The organism is Terrabacter sp. 2TAF16 (genome assembly GCF_052115065.1).
Lineage (GTDB): Bacteria > Actinomycetota > Actinomycetes > Actinomycetales > Dermatophilaceae > Terrabacter.
On sequence record NZ_JBFRFZ010000024.1, the window covers coordinates 1 to 16,422 of the forward strand.

Annotated in this window: 14 protein-coding genes; 10 read left to right on the forward strand and 4 right to left on the reverse strand. The window is 69.0% G+C overall.

The genetic code is table 11. From position 1 onward, the window contains the following. A partial coding sequence (locus AB4Z14_RS21485) for an integrase core domain-containing protein (protein ID WP_442277025.1) occupies positions 1-148 on the forward strand: 148 nt, incomplete at its 5' end. On the opposite strand, the gene mobF is transcribed toward AB4Z14_RS21485, so the two are convergent. After that, complete coding sequence (mobF, locus tag AB4Z14_RS21490) at positions 119-2,917, reverse strand: MobF family relaxase (RefSeq protein WP_442277013.1); 2,799 nt, start codon at positions 2,915-2,917, stop codon at positions 119-121. The genes AB4Z14_RS21485 and mobF overlap by 30 nt on opposite strands. 406 nt (positions 2,918-3,323) lie before the next feature. On the opposite strand from mobF, the gene AB4Z14_RS21495 reads away from it, so the two are divergent. Both AB4Z14_RS21495 and AB4Z14_RS21500 read left to right on the forward strand, forming a co-directional pair. Further along, positions 3,324-3,569 carry a hypothetical protein gene (locus tag AB4Z14_RS21495; RefSeq protein ID WP_442277014.1) on the forward strand — a complete coding sequence of 82 codons (246 nt, stop codon included), beginning with the start codon at positions 3,324-3,326 and terminating at the stop codon, positions 3,567-3,569. Positions 3,570-3,619: 50 nt separating this feature from the next. Next, positions 3,620-3,904: a hypothetical protein gene (locus tag AB4Z14_RS21500; RefSeq protein WP_157611098.1), complete on the forward strand. Its 285-nt coding sequence runs from the start codon at positions 3,620-3,622 to the stop codon at positions 3,902-3,904. A 12-nt stretch (positions 3,905-3,916) separates the two neighbouring features. Here AB4Z14_RS21500 and AB4Z14_RS21505 read toward each other — a convergent pair whose 3' ends face one another. Beyond that, entirely contained in the window at positions 3,917-4,258 is a 342-nt protein-coding gene (locus tag AB4Z14_RS21505) for a signal peptidase I (protein WP_442277015.1), read from the reverse strand. Further along, positions 4,255-4,710 carry a hypothetical protein gene (locus tag AB4Z14_RS21510; protein WP_442277016.1) on the reverse strand — a complete coding sequence of 152 codons (456 nt, stop codon included), beginning with the start codon at positions 4,708-4,710 and terminating at the stop codon, positions 4,255-4,257. The genes AB4Z14_RS21505 and AB4Z14_RS21510 overlap by 4 nt, the downstream gene beginning before the upstream one ends. On the opposite strand from AB4Z14_RS21510, the gene AB4Z14_RS21515 reads away from it, so the two are divergent. The 6 genes from AB4Z14_RS21515 (at position 4,705) to AB4Z14_RS21540 (ending at position 10,727) form a co-directional block, all read left to right on the forward strand. Continuing rightward, positions 4,705-5,928, forward strand: a complete 1,224-nt coding sequence (locus AB4Z14_RS21515; protein WP_442277017.1) for a type IV secretory system conjugative DNA transfer family protein — start codon at positions 4,705-4,707, stop codon at positions 5,926-5,928. The genes AB4Z14_RS21510 and AB4Z14_RS21515 overlap by 6 nt on opposite strands. Positions 5,929-6,375: 447 nt before the next feature. Then, positions 6,376-6,801 carry a hypothetical protein gene (locus tag AB4Z14_RS21520; protein ID WP_442277018.1) on the forward strand — a complete coding sequence of 142 codons (426 nt, stop codon included), beginning with the start codon at positions 6,376-6,378 and terminating at the stop codon, positions 6,799-6,801. 75 nt (positions 6,802-6,876) lie between these two features. Beyond that, positions 6,877-7,545 (forward strand): hypothetical protein, encoded by a 669-nt coding sequence (locus AB4Z14_RS21525; RefSeq protein ID WP_442277019.1) that lies wholly within the window; start codon positions 6,877-6,879, stop codon positions 7,543-7,545. Then, entirely contained in the window at positions 7,542-8,990 is a 1,449-nt protein-coding gene (locus AB4Z14_RS21530; protein ID WP_442277020.1) for a CHC2 zinc finger domain-containing protein, read from the forward strand. Before AB4Z14_RS21525 ends, AB4Z14_RS21530 begins: the two co-directional genes overlap by 4 nt. A gap of 19 nt (positions 8,991-9,009) precedes the next feature. Next, the gene (locus tag AB4Z14_RS21535) at positions 9,010-9,354 is read left to right on the forward strand and encodes a hypothetical protein (RefSeq protein ID WP_442277021.1); all 345 of its coding nucleotides are present in this window, start codon (positions 9,010-9,012) and stop codon (positions 9,352-9,354) included. After that, positions 9,351-10,727 (forward strand): helix-turn-helix domain-containing protein, encoded by a 1,377-nt coding sequence (locus tag AB4Z14_RS21540; RefSeq protein WP_442277022.1) that lies wholly within the window; start codon positions 9,351-9,353, stop codon positions 10,725-10,727. The genes AB4Z14_RS21535 and AB4Z14_RS21540 overlap by 4 nt, the downstream gene beginning before the upstream one ends. A gap of 262 nt (positions 10,728-10,989) precedes the next feature. Here the strand turns inward: AB4Z14_RS21540 and AB4Z14_RS21545 are convergent, their stop codons facing one another. Continuing rightward, a complete protein-coding gene (locus AB4Z14_RS21545) occupies positions 10,990-12,885 on the reverse strand; it encodes a hypothetical protein (protein ID WP_442277023.1) in 1,896 nt (631 codons plus the stop codon). 111 nt (positions 12,886-12,996) lie between these two features. On the opposite strand from AB4Z14_RS21545, the gene AB4Z14_RS21550 reads away from it, so the two are divergent. Beyond that, positions 12,997-15,471 (forward strand): type II secretion system protein GspG, encoded by a 2,475-nt coding sequence (locus AB4Z14_RS21550; protein ID WP_442277024.1) that lies wholly within the window; start codon positions 12,997-12,999, stop codon positions 15,469-15,471. The last annotated feature ends 951 nt before the right edge of the window (positions 15,472-16,422 follow it).

The following is a 16,422-nucleotide window of genomic DNA, read 5'->3' on the forward strand; positions in this document are numbered from 1 at the left end:
ATACGCCCACTGCTACACCTCAGAGGACGAGCGACGGGCGGCCCTGCCAGCATGGCTCCACGAGTACAACCACCACCGACCCCACACCGCCTGCGGGAACAAGCCACCCATCACCCGCTTAACCAACCTGTCGGGTCAGTACATCTAGCACCGCCGTCGGGTTGGTCGTAACCGCCTCGTCGTGCGACGTTGTCACGTCGGGGTCATACATGGTGTCGACGTAGAGCATGTTGCTCTCCCTGCCTCGGGTGGCCATGACGTAGAGCGGCTCGCGCATCGTCGTCGAGGTCACGAACGCGTGGGTCGTGTCCACGGTCCGTCCTTGTGCGCGGTGCGCGGTCGTGGCGTACCCGAGTTCCACGTGCCCAGAGATGTATTGGGCCGGCAGCCGCGCCACTCCCCCGCCTGCGATGCGTCGCACGGTCAACGCACCATCGTGCTCCACCGCCGTGACGGTCCACTGGTCACCGTTCTTCACCCAGCCTGTCGCTTCGCCGAGTCCACGGTGGTTCTGCCGGGTCACGACGAGGTCCCCGACCCCAACCGACGAGCCGTCGGAGAGCGTGACACCTTCCTCTGCCACCGAGCCTTCAGCGACGTGGTGAGCACGGGCGCGAGCGTTCAGGTCGGCCACGGTGGCGGTGTCGGCGGCGACCATGAGGGAGTGCCGGCCGGCTCGGGTGTCTTCGGTCCAGTTGGCGAAGAGCTCGTCGAGCATTGACTCGCGGTCGCCGCCGCGGATGCGTCCATGCCGTGCGTATTCTGCTGCGACGCCCTTCGCTCCGATGCGCATCTTGAGGGACGCGTCGCGTTCCCATTCGTGTCGGAACCGGCGCACGTCGAGCAGCGTGGGAGCGTCGGTGCGGTCGGTCGCGAGCAGCTTGAACGCGCCGCCGGCGGCCACTGGTGACAGCTGGGCCCAGTCCCCCACGAGGAGCACCTTCGCGCCTGCGGCGTGGGCGTATGCGGTCAGCGAGTCGAGCTCGAACGTGCCGGCCATGGACGCCTCGTCGACGATCACGAGCTGCCATGAGCGCAGGCGCCATCGATCGATCTCGGCCGAGACCTCCAGCGCGCGCCGTGTCAGGGCGCGGGTCCGCAGCGACGGGCTCGCTCGGTCCAGGGCGGCTTTCAGCCCGTCGAGCTCAGCAAGTCGCTCCGGCTGTATCGCGGCCTCGGCGAGCCATTTCGCGGTGTTCTCGGTCGGCACCCCGACCGCCTCGGACAGCACCTCCGCGGCGGCAGCCGACGGGGCCAGCCCCACCACTGACCCCGGCCCGTACTGAGCCTCCCAGGCAGCCCGGACGCCGGCCATGGTCGTGGACTTCCCCGTGCCGGCGGGGCCAACAAGCACGTCGAGCACCCTCCCAGAAGCGACGACGCGGCATACCGCAGAGGCCTGCTCGGCCGACAATGGATGGTCACGCCCCGGCAGCTTCATGGTGCAGATCGCTGCGGCCACGCGCTCGGCGACGGCGGGCGCGTCGGTGGCGCGGCCGGCGGCGAGCAGCCGCTCCTCGGCGTCGAGCAACGCTTGCGTCGTGAAGATCTCGGAGTCCCGCGGGCGGAAGCGGGACGTCCCGTCGGGGCGCCTCAGCTCGTCCGGAACGTAGCCCACCTCAGGCGGCGTGAGCGGGACAGCGTGGCCCAGGCTGAGCGACGTGATCCGCTCGGCGACCGCAGTCCGGTCATGTGGCGACGCGAAGCGAACTCCATGGATCTGCCGCAGCACCTCCGCGAAGATGTTGGCCCGGGTGAAGGTCGCCCGCTTCCCCGAGACCACCTCCGCCGACACCCGAGCCGCGTCCTTGAGTATCTCCACAGCCAGATCGCCAGCACGCAACAACGGCAGGTCGTTGCGCTCGCTCAGGCCCGCGACCCATGCCTGCGGCTCATCCCCCACGAACGACTCGGCACGCCTCCGCCAGCCGGCCACGAGCTGTCCGAGCGGCCGCAGCTCCTTGTCCGGGCGGGTCTCCAACGTCGCGCGCTGACGCATCTGCAGGACTTCACGAGGACTCGGCTGCCGACCGTGGCCGGCGACGAAGTCCTCGACCATGACGTCCTTGGCCGCATCGATCTCGGTCGTGCGCTGCGAGAACTCGGCGCGCAGAGCCTCCCCGACGCCGGCAATCTCCCACTTCTCCACTGCGGAGTGCCGGCGTCGTTCCGGCTCCCAGGCGTAGCCCAGGTCCGCCGTCACCACGTCGGCGAGGACGCCGTTGTAGAGCTCGGACAGCCCGACTGCCGCGCGGAAGAGCGCCTTGCTGTCGAGGGTGCGCCATTGCCCGTCAGACACTGTTTGGGTCCGGTTGAGCACGACGATGTGGGTGTGCAGCTGCGGGTCGCCGGAGCGCGAGTCCCAGTGGTCGAACGCGGCCGCGACGACCCCGCGCACGTCGTCTGACACGACTCCCCCGCGCCCCGTCCTCGTGGCGAAGACGTTCTGCTCGGCATACCTGATGACGAACTCGGTGGCAGCAACATGGGCGGCATAGAGGCGCTGGCGCGTCTCCTCGTCAGCAAGTCCCCACGCCACCGACACGGACTTCGGCGCACTGAAGGTGAGGTCGAACGCCGCGACCGTCTTGGGAGCCCGTCGCTGCCTCTTCAAGGCGTCGACGTATGCCGTCCGCTCGGCCCCCGGCGCGCGGCCGAGCGGGCTCCCGGTCAGCGGGTCTTGGAGCATGCCGAGCATGCGCCACAGGTGCTCCTCGGTCACCGTCGCCCCCGCCACCACACCCCGACCCTCGTCGAGTCCCGCGAGGCCAGAGCCGAGAAACCGCCCCCGCGGGGTGCCCGGCTCGCTGTAGTACCCGGCGAGCGGGGATGCCGTCGGGCCGCCCGCGTCGCCTCGTGCGACTGAGGCCATCAGGTAGCGGAAACCCGAACCCAGGGTCATCCGGCGAATCGACATCGTCACCCCTGGCGAACCCTGACGCTGGGGCACCCGCGGTTCCCGCCGTCACCTTGGTGCCAGACGTGTGGAGCGAAAAGAGGCGCGGTCGAGCCGGATTGCGACTGGGTCCTCGGCGGCGTCCGGCGACATCGGGAGACGATTGGTCGAGGCGGTACTAGGGCCGATCAAGGATGGAAGGCTCGCTGGAGGTGGCGACAGCGTGGGGCGACCGCGTGCTTGGTTGCCGATCGTGGACCGGAGGGCGCCTGCGCGCGGTTCGTTGCCGGCGGCGCTACGGACCCTATGCTCGTGGACCCGGCGCTCGCTCCCCCTGTGCGGGCGTCGGCTTCTCCATTTGCGTCATCACCTGAAGTCTGCCCCGGGGTGTTCGAACAGACGTTCGACGGTGCGGGATAATGGGCAGATGGCTGGTGGGTCGGGACGAGGGCATGACCACCCCATCCCGCTGCCGCCGCCAGCTCGCCGGCACTGCTGGGTCACCGGTCCGGAGGCGTCGCGGGGACCCCATCCAGGGCTGGTCATCGAGTGGTCCCGTCGCGACGACGGGTGGTGGGCGTTCGTCACCTATGTCATCGAGGCCGACGCCGCAGTCGTGCAGCAGTGGCTGCCGGCGAAGCTGCTGACCCCGACCGTGTCGCGCCCACGGTGACCCAATCGCTCCGTCATGCACCTACATCGAAGCGAACGAAAGGATTGCCCATGCGACACCCAGTGGACGCGGGAGCACGACAGCGCCTTCTTGAGGCTCAGCGCGCAGAGACCGAGGCGCTGCGGAAGGTCGAGACGGCTGGCAAGGGCTGTGCTCGGGCCCGAGACCGCCTTGCGGCGGCGGATGCCAAGTTGCTCGAGGCGCAGCGCAGCCTCGTGCATACGTCCGGCGTCACTCGCGCCGCGCTGCTGCTCGGCACTGACGAGGCGACGCTACGGCGCGACCTGCGACGTGCCGATCAAGTCGACACCTCGGACACGCCGACTACCGCCTGAAAAGCGAGCCGCTCAGACCGACGGCCACCGCACGGTCAACATCACCGAGTCCTCGATGGCGCGCCAGGCGTGCACGACGCCAGGGCCCCACATCACGTAGTCGCCTTGGCGGCTCAGCTCGACCTCACGGTCAGGCAAACGCTGGAGGAAACGTCCGGAGATCAGCAGCATCATCGAGGTGCGGGTCTCACCCGTGGTCCAGTCGGCGCGCTCCTCCCCCGCAGCATGCGTGCCCCACTTGATCTCCACGTCGCTCGTGTTCGCCACGCTGTCAGGAGGCGCGATGAAGTTCCCGACGAGCCACCCACGGTGCGCGGGGCCGTCATCGAACGCGTTGCCAGTAGCGATGCTCACGAGACTCCAATCTGAAAGGCCGGCAGTCTGACTCGCTCCGGGTTGAGCTGGACGAGCCGCTTCAAACCTAGGGCACATGCGACAAGCCCCTCATCCGTCCATTGCGGGTCATGCAGCAGCGCAGCGAGTCCGTCAGCGTCGGCGCTCGAGTAGCGCAGCAGCCCAGAGGCCTCCCAGTTCGCCTCGACGTCACCACCAAAGCGCTGCCAGAAGGTCTCGTCGTGCACGGCGAGCAGGGCGGGGAACTCGAAGCTCCCAGCCACGAGGTTGTACGCGAAGCCGTTGAGGTGCACGTCGAGAGCCGAGGACTCCGTCAGCCAACGCATGGCCGGCGTCATGCGGCTCGGGTGCAGGAGGTCGGCCACCGATGACGGCCCGGCATCAAGTGCTTCGCCACGGTCGAGGACTCCACCGTCGTCTTGGGGCCGCCGCGCTCCGGCAAGGGGGTGCATCTCGTCATCCCGGCCATCCTCGACGCGCCCGGGGCGGTGGTGACGACGAGCACCCGTCCCGACAACATCACAGCGACACTGCGCGCCCGGCAATCTGCTGGCCCAGTGGCCGTCTTCGATCCGCAAGGCCTCGCACCCGGGGTTCCTTCGACAGCTCGATGGTCACCCATCCGCGGCTGTGAGGACCCGCATGTCGCGATGATCCGCGCCAAGGCGCTCACCAAAGGCGCGGCGTCCGGCACCACCGACGCGAACTTCTGGCAGTCCTCTGCCGAGCAGGCCGTGCGCGCACTTCTCCACGCCGCTGCGCTTGGCCATTGCGACGCGAGCGACCTCTACCGGTGGTCGCTGTCCGCGGTCCATGCCCGCGAAGCGGTCATGATCCTCAGCACGAGCCCAAAGGCGGCGCAGGCGTGGCACCAAGGCCTCGACTCCATCATCAGCGCCGACCCCAGGCAGCGCGACTCCGTCTGGGCCATGGTCTCGATCGCCTTCGCCGCCCTCGCCGACCCTCGCGTCCTGCAGGCCGTCTCCCCCGCCGAGGGCGAGCAGCTCGACCCAGCAAACGTCCTGGCCAACAACGGCACCGTCTACCTGCTCGGCACCTCGACCGGCGCCGCCGCCACAGCCGGTGTGGTCGCCGCGTTCCTCGAGGACGTGCTCGAGGTCGCCCGGCGCAAGGCCGCCGGCTCCCCCGGATCACGCCTCGACCCACCCCTGTCGATGATCCTCGACGAGGCCGCGAACTACCCACTCCCCTCGCTCGCCTCGCTCATGTCCGACGGCGGCGGCTCCGGCATCGCCACGACCGTCGTGCTCCAGTCCCTGGCGCAAGCCCGATCTGTGTGGGGCGAGCACGCGGCGTCGGCCATCTGGGACGCCGCCATCGTCAAGCTCATCCTCGGCGGCGGGTCCAACGCACGCGATCTCGACGACCTGTCCAAGCTCATCGGCACCCGACCCAAGGACGTCACGAGCCGCAGCACCGGCCACGACGGCCGCCACTCGACCTCGACCTCCACGAGCGAGGTGCCGATCCTGACGCCGGCCGAGCTGCGGACCCTGCCTTTCGGGTCGGCTGTGCTCCTCATGCGCTCGGCGCCACCCATCGCGCTCACCATGAGCCCCTGGACCAAGCGCCAGGATGCCAAGAGCCTCACTGCCGCGCGCACGGACCTCGAGCAGAGGATTCGCGATGCGAGCCTCGGCTGTCCCTGACCCCACCGCCCGACGGACCCGACGGACCCGACGGACCCGACGGACCCGACGGACCCGACGGACCCGACGGACCCGGCGGGCCCGCCGGGCTGCCTACGACGCGTACCTCAACTCCCGCGCGTGGAGCGACAAGCGCAAGCAGTGGTATGCCGCCTGGCTGACCGACGCCGGCGTGGAGCCTGCGTGCCTCGTGTGCGGTCGACGCTGGACCCTGAAAGCCGGGCACCTGCACCACGCCACCTACGCGCGTCTGGGCATCGAGCCAGTCGAGGACCTGGTGCCCCTGTGCCGTCGGGACCACCAGAGGCTGCACGCCCTCATCGACGCGCACCCGACGTGGAGGCGCTCAGACCGCAGGACGGCAACGGCCGCGATCATCGCCGCCCTGCGGCAAGCCCCGGACGCTCGCGCCGCCGACACCCCCACCCGCCCGCACAGTCCCGCTCCATGACGACCGACGAAGCGCTGGACTTCGGTGAGGACCCGTTCCAGCGGACCTTCGGCCAGCTCCGTGGACCCGTGCACTGGCCCTCCCTCACCGAGGACGAAACCCGCGACCGGATGCAGGAGCTCGACGACTGGGTGCGACACCTGGTCCGCCGCTTCGCTGTCGAGCCACGCATCCTCCCTCCGTGCTGGGCGCAGCACGGAGCCCTCGTGGAGATCCTCTCCGCGCTCCGTGACCACGAGCGCGCCGACTACGCCGACACCGCCTCCCCCACCGCCGCCATGGACTTCATCCGCGCCCTCCACGACGCGCAGATCATCCTCTCCCAGCACGTAGCCAAGACCCAGTGCTCGGTCGCCGGCCACCGCGACGATCTCATCGCGCCATGGCCCGCGACGAAAGACTCTGCGCCGCAGTCCGATTGAGCGGACACATGGTGTCCCCCGCGGACTGTCCTCCCTCCAGACGCGCGGGAGGGCCCCGCGCACGGGAGGGCCGCCATGTCAGCCAACGCGCACCCCACGCCAGCCATCGAGCCCACGTCAGACACCACCGTCGACCAGCTCCTGGCCCTGGCCCGCAACGCCAGCCGTAACGTCGAGGAGCACGACCCGATCGACTACTGGTACCGCCTCGGTCAGCGCAACGCCTACGCCCACACCATCGGGCAGCTCCTCGCCCCGGTCGCCGGGCACGACCCGTTCGCCATCGCCGAACGCATCACGACCGCACTCGACGCCGGCACCAGCGAGATCACGGACCTCCGCGCGGCAGCATACGCCCACGGGGTTGCGGCGCCACCCCCGAAGCCGGCCATCGAGTGGGTCGGGCCGAAGGCGTTCGACTCCCAGCACCGCATCATCCGCGGCATCGACCGCGACTACGGCATGCGCTGGGGGCCGCGCAGCAACCAGCGGATCTCGCTGCGGCTCGACGGCGACACGGCCAGCCACGGCCTGCTGTACGCCTACGACCCGACGTGGCAGGAGTATGCCGTCCTCTCCCCCAGCGCCTCCCGCGCCGCCGTCGACCGCGCCTTCGCGCACGCCACGGACACCGACATCCACATGTCCATCGAGTCCTTCACCCAGCTCGTCGCCAGCTACGGCGCCGCGCTCGACTCCGCCGACCGGGACGCCCGCCACGTCGTCGAGGCGGCGCAGCTGTGAACGTCCAACGACGCCCCGTCGACGTCGAGGACATCCGCGCCCGCCACCCACTCGCGGACGTGGTCGCGGCAGCCGGGATCGAGCTGCACCAACGCGGGCACGGCTACGTCGGCTGCTGCCCCTTCCACGACGACACGACGCCATCGTTCTCGGTGGACGGCATCCCAGACCGGTTCCACTGCTTCGGGTGCGGCGCCAGCGGCGACGTCATCGACTTCGTCCGCCGCACCCGCAACCTGGGCTTCCTCGAAGCCGTGGCCGAGCTCGACGGCGACCGGTACCGGGAGCGGTCGCTGTCCGCAGTCCGACCTCGACCCCACCTCCGAGCCGTCCCCGAGGCGGCCACGGCCGACATCCCCTCTAGCCGCGCATTCGAGATCAACCAGCAGGCCTGGGAACACTTCGCCACGCCCGTGGGCGCCGGCTTCGCCACGCACTACCTGCAGCACCGCCGCGGCATCGACCTCGACCCGCTCACCCGCGCCTTCAGGGGACAGATCTTCGTCGGCCACGCCACGCACGGCTGGTCGTCCCTGACCGATCACCTCCGCTCCCAGGGCGTCGACGACGACGAGCTCCTCGGCATGGACCTGTCCATGCGCACCCGAGGCGGGCGCCTCATCGACACCTACCACAACCGAGTCATCATCCCGATCACCAATGAACGGAACCAGATCCGCGGCTTCATCGGACGGGACATCAGCGGCCACCCCGCCGCCCCCAAGTACCGCAACCCGACGCACACGCCCGTGTTCGACAAGTCCCAGGTCCTCTACCGACCGACCCACCACCCGCTCTCCCCCGACGCCCAGGTCCTCGTCGTCGAAGGAGCGCTCGACGCCCTGGCCGTGGCCGCCGCTGCCGCGGCCGTCGAGGCCTCGTCGCGCGTCGCGGTCTGCTCCACGAATGGAGTCGCGGTGTCGCCCACCCACGTGGAGCAGGTTCTGGCGATGACCCACAGGCCGCCGAGGATCGCCTTCGACGGAGACCCGGCCGGGCAGCAAGGCACGACTCGTTGGCTCGACGCCGCCTGCATCGAGCGGCGCGCCCCCGTGCTGGTCAGCCGACTCCCGTCAGGGTCCGATCCTGCCGACTGGCTGGCCGCCCGAGGCCCGAGCGGACTGGGCGACCTCTTCGCTCGCCCCAGCAACGCGCACGATCCGGAAGTCCCCAGCACGGTCGTCCCTGGGCGACAGCTGATCCAGCTGCTGCTCGATCGCGTCGACGACCCCATCCGGGATGCCGTGGACACGATCGCTGCGCTTGCTGCTCAGCTGCCACCGACCGAGCGCGCTCAGCTCCTGCGCGACTCGACGTCAGAGATGACCCGCCACGGCTGGAACCCGCGCGACGCCTACGCAAAAGCCCTCGAGGACGCGATGCGCCGGCCGCCAACAACTACCCGCGCTACCCCACTTATCCCTGTCACCCCATCCCTGATCTGAACCGGGAGCGTCGAACCGCATGCCATTTATGACACTCCTCGAGACCGCCGCCGCCGAGCTGCAAGCGGCCTCCGACCTCGCCGCGGACCGCGCTCAGGGGAATCCGCTCGACCCGTGGTCAGCCATGGCCGGGACGATCCGGCTCATCGCCTCGGGCCTCGACCCCATGCCACCGACTGCGAACGTTCCCGTGAGGGACCTGCACGCCCACCTGACGTCAGCCGGCGAGGCGCTTGACCAGCTGACTGCCGAAGAGTCGCCCAGCGACCTCGCGTTCTGGCGCGCCCACGTCCTCGACCTCGCAGAGAACGCGCGAGATCTCGATGCGCGGCCGCACAGCACCGTCAAGGCGCTTCACCGATGACGACGACCGCCACTGACCTGCTCGAGAGAGCCCGTCTCACACTCGCCGACCTCCAACGATCCCGTCAGCCAGTGTCCCTGCAGCAGTGGGAAACGTTCGACCAGAGCATCTACAGGCTGCTGCACGAGCTCGTGAGCGCACGCGTCGGATGGTCACCCGCCGACGCCCACACCATCGCGCTGCACAGGGCGTTCCGCGACTACCCCCAGCCGCTCCAGCCCGTAGGCGACCAACCCGACTACACGCCACGCGAGGCCGCGCGGTTCCTGGGGATCAGCGAAGCCGCAGCGAGGAAGAGCATCCGGGCCGGCGCACTGCTCGCAGCCCCCACGGACACCGGCTACCGCATCCCTCGAAGCGAGCTCACGCTCAACGGGCCCATCCACCCCTCACCGAGCGACGACGACCACCCACTCGCGCGACTCGCGTGCACAGTCGGCGCCCTCACCGACCTCCTCGTCCTCAACAGGATGGACCCCGCCGTTCCCGAGCTGCAGGCGGCATCGGCGGCGACGATCGCGAAGGAGTGCCTCGATGTTGCCAGCGCTGCCGCAACCCGAATCCTGAGCATGTGCGACCCTGCCATCGCCGACCGGCCCCTAACTATCGCGCGGTACGCGTCGCCCCTGCTCCAGCGGCTCCCGAACGCCGCACCATTGAGTGGGCTGCAGAACGTCGCGGCCCCCGCCCACGCCCGCGAGCTCCTCACCGACGCGGAGGGGCTCGATCTCGCGATCCACCAGTGGGCGCAGGCCGTCCGCTGGGAGCTCCGTGCTCGCGTCCCGAGCGTCGAAGTACTCAGAGACGTCAATTGGCAGGGCGTGCATCTCTACGCCGCGCTGGACGCCGTCCTGAGTGCCACGACGCCGACGTCTGCCACGATAGACGTTCGTGAACGCCTCCGGCGATCGGCGCTGGCCCTCCAGGGTGCGGCCGAGGCATGGTCGCAGACCACCACAGGCGCGCCACCCTCGCATGACTACGTCGACGCGTCACGCCACCTCTACTCAAGCCTGGCGTCCATCACCGGGCCGGCTCATCAAGCCTCTCTAGACGCCGAAGCCACGTACGAATCGCTGCTGCGCGGCGCGAGCGTCCTCGCGAGTGTGACACCCAGCGTCACCCCATGGGCCAGCCGTTTACTCGACTCCAACGCTCTCTTCGTCCACGCGCGACACGCAAACGCGGACGCCCGACGCCTGGCCGCCACCCTCGCAGGACGCATGGTCACCGCCACGATCTGCGACGTTCCGGACCTTCGAAGCGCCCTTTGGGAAGCCCAAGCAGCCGCCACGCAGGTCGCGCGAGCACTACCACCCACCGTGCGGCAGAAACCGCTGACGGCCGACGTGGTCTGCACTGCAGACCTGTGAACTGAGGTGCCCGGGCGACATCGCACCGCATTTGCCGTACGGAAGCCACAGAGGACCATCACACTCGCTTAGGGCGCCCATCCCGCCCGATAAGGGCGCCCCTTCCGCCCAGAAAGGGCTACCAGTGAAGGCTGCTGGGTCACGGCATTCGTCTTGTTCTCCACCTCGTAGCGTTTCGGCTCGGGGCGACGACGCCGGCCTTCATCCGTCAGTTGCAGGACGGAGTAGCACACCGGGCAGATGACCCGGAACCTCGTTTGCTTCAGGGTTTTCCGACCTTGAGCCGGCCTAGGTAGCGGTAACGGCGGCCGCCCGGCGGCGGATCGGCACTGGTTCGGGCGGGATCGAGGCTGGCGTACAGGTCGCCCGGGCGGTCGCTGCCCGGCTTGGCGAGGAGGGCGAACATCCGGGACACATTCACGCCTTTCAGCTCGCCGTAGCGGTTCTCGGGGGTGACCGGACCGGCTGCGGCCGCGTAGAGGCCGTGGAAGCCCATCGTCACGGTGAACCCCGGCGCGGCACTCAGGGCCCGCTTCAGCGGAGCGGGATTCGACAGGGCGTCGGTGAGGTAGCGCACTGGACCGGGCCCGGCCCCCTGCCCGGCCAGCGCCGCCACTAGCCCCGGTACGGTGACCGGCCCGGCCGCGGCCCCGGCGTCCCGGCCACGCCATCGTTCGAGGATCCCGGCGGGCAGCGCGATGCGCCCGCGTTCCAGGGCCCCGCCCGGCACCGCCGGTTCGGCGTGGCGTCGTGCGTTCGCAGCGAGTTGGGGATCGAGATACGCGCTCAGGCGGGCAGTTCCGATCAGCGCTTGGGTGACCACGGAGACTGGCCGTGCGGGGTTCTCGCCGCACAGCTTTCGCAGGGCCTCCGGGATCCGGTCACCCGTCGAGAGGCCTGGCATGTTTGGGAAGCGAGCCGCGGCCTCGTCGACCAGCCGGTTCGCCGCGACGAAGGGAAGCATCGTCATGGACAGATACCCGGCCGACGTTAGGACGATGATCGGTGAGTGCGGTAGCCCCACCCGCATGCTGGCCATGAACCGGTTGGCGGGGCTGCGGTCGAGCACGACGTTCTGAAAGAAGTCCTCGTCGCAGTACAGGTCGTAACGGTTCTTGGTCATGGCGTAGCCACGGGCGAAGAAGGCCTCACCCACGGCCCGGTACTGCTTGAGCACCTGTTCCGGGTCCACCTCCCCATCGGTGTCCACTTCGATCTCGGGCAGCTGGTCGGGCACGTCGACCCTGACCCGAGGGCGGCCTGGCTGTTCGGGCGGCAGTTCGACCCGGGTCGGCACGTTGGGAGAGGCCGGCAGGGCGTGGCCGGGCAACGGGGCGGCCGCCGGCGCGAGCTTGGCGGCCAGCCATGCCGCGGCGTCGGCGGCCAAACCCAGCGCCGACACCCCGAGGGTGAGCTCCAGCAGGCCGGCCGCCGCGCAGGCCGCGAACGCGACCGCCACGCCCGCGACCAGGTAGCGCAGCTTCTCGAGTGCGAGTTCGGTGTCCAGGCTGAGCCGGATCCGGAATGCGTAGAGCAACAGACCGGGCTGGTGGTCGTGCCGCTGAACCTGCAGGTCGAGCTCGCACTCCTTTAGGTTGTTCTCCCACATGAACACCAAGCGGAGGTACTCAAACGCCTCGCTCCAGCCGAGCGGGATGTAGACGGGCGAGCGCACCGGATAGCTGGTGCCGGCCTGATAGGTGCCCAGCAGGCCAAACTTCTGCATACCGGTGGCGATCGCGGCCAGCTTGTCCAGGCCGTCCTGCTCACCCTGCTCGGAGTCCGGCTTGATTTCGTAGTACTCGTTGCGCGAGGTGTCCTCGACCGTGCCTGGCCCGGTGGCCAGGATGCGCGGGGGCAGGTACCGACCGCCGTAGGTGGAGATGTCGGGTACGCGGACGCCGTCGCGGGTCTGGGCCAGGGCGCGCATCTTCTCCTCGACCTCGACGCCGTGCCGCTCGCCCATCAACTTGATGTAGTCGGCCTGGACACCGCTGTCGCGCCAGTCAACCAGGGGCGAACCGCCTACGGGGGCGCGCGTGGTCAAGAGGTAGTGCGCGTAGATCGGCAACTCGATGACGTCGCGGCCGAGCAGCTTAGAGCCGTACTCGGACAGCTCCTCGCTCGGCGCGAAGGTGCGTTCGTAGCGAAAGGCCAATCGGGCCCCCGGGCGTTCGTCTCGATATGCCAAACAGAGAGTAGCATCCGCAAGATCGATCTTGGTTCGGTCTGGACGGGGTTGTTAGAGGACTCGTCGAGGGGTGACGGAATGGAGCAGGACAACAGCAAGCGGGTCGTGCGTAAGGCCAGCTACGAACAGATCCGGCTCAGCGAACGGGACCGGGAGAACGAGCGCGGGCACCTCGCTCGGGGCCTCGCCAAGGCCAACTTCCTGCGCGCGTTGGTGATCGACCGGGAGACCCTCCAGGCTCTGCGTGAGCAGGATGACCATGAGGTGGCACTTCTGGCCCGGATAGCGTCGGACCCTCCGCAGTCCAACCTCGATCTTGCGGGCCGCCTCGCGGCGGTCCCGGTCGAGAAGTTCCTGGCCCTCGCCGCGCAGGCCGGGAGCCGGACCGGATCCACTGCCAACAGCGTGCTGGCCGGTGCTTTCGCGCAGCGAGCCCTGGTCGCCCCGGTCGGCCGGCTGCACCTCGAGCGGCTGGAGATGTCACCGGCCGGGACCGAGCGCGGAGAGATGGTGTTCACCGTGCCGCTCACGCCCACCGAGACGGTCACCGTCTCGCACAAGGAGTGGGCGACCAGCCGCGACGAGTACGAGCAGATCGTCCAGGACTCGTTCGAGACCTACAGCGAGAAGGGCGTGTCCGAGAAGACGGACGCGTCGATGTCGGCTGAGAACGAGACCAAGCACTCCAGCGCGTTCAACTTCAATGCCTCCGCCAGCGGCGGCTACGGCCCGGTGTCGATGACCGTCTCCACCGGGGTGAACACCACGTCGGACGACCGGCGGTCGGTCAAGGAGAGCACCGAGCAGAGCCGCGAGATCACCGAGAAAGCATCGGCCCGGGCGCGGCAGGAGCACAAGGTGTCGGTCAAGCTCGAGACCGTGCACGGTAGCGAGGACCTCTCTTACCGGACGATCACGAATCCGTTCGCCGACAAGGCCATGCGGGTCGACTACTTCCGGATGATGCGCAAGTGGCAGGTCGACCAGTTCCGGTACGGCCTGCGGCTCACCTTCGACATCCCGGTGCCCAATCCGGGCGTCCGGCTGTGGGCGCAGTACCAGCAGGTCAAGGTGCTGGACGAGAAGATCGCAGCTGCCTTCGGATTCGAGCTGACGACCGACCAGATCACGCCGCAGAATCCGGTCACCAAGGGGGTGGGGACGTGGGCCGCTCTGGCCAAGCAGTGGGGGGTCGCGGTCGAGCCGCCCCCGCCGATGTCCCTCGAGTTCAGCGAGAAGCGCCGGTTCGAGGGGGACAAGAACACCGATGGTCAGTTCGAGTTCGTCGCGCCCGACGGTTACCTGATGAACGGGAAGGTCAACGGCCGGTTCGCCTACTGGGGGCCCGCCGGGCAGCCGTCGATCGCCTTCGACGACCCGTCGTTCACGATGCAAATCCAGCCGGCCGTCGGAGCCGGCGGCGGCAGCGGCCGGTTCACCGGTTCGGGGATGGATGCTGGCCCCAAGGTCACACTGTCACTGATCCGCTCCAGTCAGTACGAGATCGAGATGACCGTGGTCGCCAGCGCCAACGTGTCGACCCACACGCTGGAGCAGTGGCAGCAGCGGGTGTGGGCGACGCTGCGCGATGCCGCCTTCGCGCGCTACCAGGCCGAGCACAGCGCGCTGCAGGGGCGGCGCGACACACTCTGGCGGCAGCTGATGGGCAAGGACACGCTCACCCTGCGGCGGATGGAGCGCGAGGAACTGCTGCGCGGGGTGCTGCTGTGGCTGGTCGGTCCCGAGTTCGAGACCTCGCCGGCCGGGGTGGACGCGATCATCCGAGGCATCCTCGATCGGGAGGAGAAGTACCTCTCCGGCGCCCCGGTCCCGGGGCCGCTCAGCCGCGCCGAGTGGGAGGTCGTCTCCGGCTTCGGTGAACGGGTCACCTTCATCCATCAGGCGGTCGAGTGGGAGAACCTCCTGTACTTCCTCTACCCCTACTTCTGGGGTTCGGACGAGCTCGGCCGGCAGAAGCTCCCCTTCGACCACCCGGACCCGCTGCATCGCGACTTCCTTCGGGCCGGATACGCCCGGGTGGTGGTGCCAATCCGGCCCGGTTTCGAAGAGGCGTTCACCTCCCTGCTGGAGACCGGGGATCCGGGGAACGCGCAAACCCCGTACCTCACCATCGCCGAGGAGGTCGCGGCGTTCGCGCGGACCAACTACGCCGGCATCCCACCGGCCAACCCCGAACGGCACGCCCGGCCGCTGCTTTACCCGCAACAGCGCAAAACCTGGGCCACGATGGAGACGGTGATCGAGCAGCTCGAAGCGGCTCAGCAGGCCAACGGCGACTATCCCGCCACGCTGGCAGACCTCCCAGGAGCGCCGTTCACCGACGCCTGGGGCAACGACTTCGTGTACACCCTGCCCGGCAGCGGGAACGACTACGACCTGATCTCGCTCGGCGCCGACGGGCAGCCGGGGGGTGACGGCGTCAACGCCGACATCTCCGCCGGTGCAGGTGCGTCCCTGATGGCGTCCTGGTTCGAGTACACGCCGACAAGCGGCATCGACATCGACGTCCAGACCATTGCGCTATTGCTCTGACCGGCGCTAACAGGTTGTGTCGTTACTGATCGTCCCCGGCCAAGCGCCCACCTCGACCCCAGCCAACGCCACCACCCTCGCAGCCTCTCGGGGTGTGATGCAGAGTTGCCCAATCCGGGCACACACGCCGGCCCGGCAAGCCAGGTCCGGGCGTCCCATCGTCAGCCGCAGCGCCCCGCTCCCGAAGCTCGTTCGGTTACTCCGTGGTGCCACTATGCACCCAACCTGCGCGGCTTGATGGTCTCATCACCCGGTATTGGGTAAACGAGGCTCTCTGGTTCTGGACCGAGGGCGGCAGCGTTTGACGGAAGTACAAGCTTCGGTTCCGCACGCCGGCGGCGCTCAAGCTGCAGCGCGAGCTGGGTTTCACCGCCGCCGCCAAGGAGCTCGCCCATGAGCATGTCCATGAGCGGTCCGTAGTGGTCCTAAGGCTGCTGGCTTCCGATACTGACATCAGAGCGCTGCTGCAGTTGGCGGACGCCGGCGTCGTCACGAGGAAGGAACACCAGATGTTGAAATCGGCGAGGGGTGACCCTGGCTGGCGGAGGTATCTGACGGTCGGCCTACAACCAATCGATTTGGTGACCGGTGCTTCCATGGATCTGATCGCCGCCGTGGCGGAGGACGCACGCGCGTGGGGCGACGCGAGGTAGCCCTTTTCGCCGCCTGCCGGGCGCCCCGGTCGGTCCTGGCGACCTGGGGCGCAGCCCTTGTCGACCCCTTTCGGGGCCCGGAGGCGCATCATCGCGAGAGCGGCTCCGGGTGCCCTGAGCGCGGACTGCGACCGCGTTGGGCGTCCCGCTGTCGACGCCGCTCGAAAACGAGGCCGTTCCGACGGTCGAAAACGAGGCCACCGGTTTGTCGGTTCTAGTCTGCCGGGTCTTGGGTTCTGATGCTGGGCAGGGTGTCGATTCCTCGGTTGCGTAGCCGGTAGCTGGCGCCCTTTAGGGT